Here is a 1,406-nt window from a genome sequence, read left to right as displayed (position 1 = left end):
AATTTCTAGATAAATATTGAAATAGTTAGGTCATTTTACACTGATTTATTGGTAATAAGATGGCCTTTCTACTATTTTAGATTTAGAACCTGAGGCAATATAAAGGCTGCCACGAAGTGAACCTCTTGACAAAGAAATTAATGTAAATGTTAAACTACAACTTGAAGCGAAGGTGGCAATTACTTGCTACTATTTTGAGTTTGTCACCTTCGGCAAGAAAATGGTAACATTTACATTTTCTTTGTCAAGGGGGGCAGTCTTGGACCACTTAGAATACTTCACTTTGTAGCAAATCACTAAATATGATATTAAGCTGATTAAACACTAAGTCCCAACCCCTATATCTCATTGTCCATTTTTGTGTGATTTTCATTGTTGCCAGGTAAAGCATTTTTTGTAAACTTTGATCTGTTGGAAAAATAAGTTTAGTTTTAGTAACTTTTCTATACTGACTATTTAAGCTTTCAATTACATTTGTTGTGTACATTATCTTTCTTGTTTCAGGTGGAAACATAAATAGTGTAGATAAACTGTCCCAATGATCTTCCCAACTTTTTATAGCACTAGGATATTTCTTACCCCATTGTTCCTTAACTTCTAGCAGGTTATTTAAAGCCGTCTCTTCATTAATTGCAGAATAGATTGATTTTAAATCCTTCGCAAAAGCTTTTTGATCTCCTGAAGCAACATATTTCATGCTGGCACGTATTTGGTGAATAATACAACGTTGATGTTTTGCCAAAGGATAAACAGCACCAATTGCGTCCGTAAAACCGTTTAAACCATCAGTACAGAATACTAAGACTTGTCTAACACCTCTCGTTTTTAAATCATTTAAGACTGAAAGCCAAAATTTACTTGTTTCATTGGCACCAATCCATATACCTAATACGTCTTTCTCACCATCCATATTTACCCCAACAGCAACATATGCAGCCTTATTCACAATCTGTTTATCGTCACGAACTTTATAGTGAATAGCATCTAAAAAGATAAAAGAATAAACATGCTCTAGTGGTCTATTTTGCCATTCTGATACAAGTGGTAAAATGCGATCTGTAATCTTTGAAACCATTTCAGCTGATATTTCTACGTCATACAATTCTTTGATTTGATCATGAATATCCCGTGTTGAAAGGCCTGTAGTATACAAAGATAATACTTTATCTTCAATGCCTGTAATGTTACGTTGATGCTTTTGAATAATTTGAGGTTCAAACTCCCCATTTCGATCTCTGGGAATATTAATTTCAACAGGTCCTAATTCAGATTTAACTGTTTTTTTGCTGTAACCATTCCTACTGTTAGTAGTAGTTTTATCTGAAACTTGATATTTGTCATACCCTAATTTTTCTTCTAACTCAACTTCAAGAGCTTCCTGAAGTACATCTTTAAACATTTCCTTT

The 1,406-nt window shown here is 33.3% G+C and carries 1 protein-coding gene; it reads right to left on the bottom strand.

Annotation, left to right across the window (positions count from 1 at the left end):
- Nucleotides 1–268 precede the first annotated feature (268 nt).
- A partial coding sequence (locus tag JCM14822_RS18580) for an IS256 family transposase (RefSeq protein WP_054744135.1) occupies nt 269–1,406 on the bottom strand: 1,138 nt, incomplete at its 5' end.

The sequence above is a fragment of the Cellulosilyticum ruminicola JCM 14822 genome, from assembly GCF_001311925.1.
GTDB lineage: Bacteria > Bacillota > Clostridia > Lachnospirales > Cellulosilyticaceae > Cellulosilyticum > Cellulosilyticum ruminicola.
Note: the sequence above shows the minus strand (reverse complement) of the source record. Positions and strands in the feature narration are given on the sequence as shown.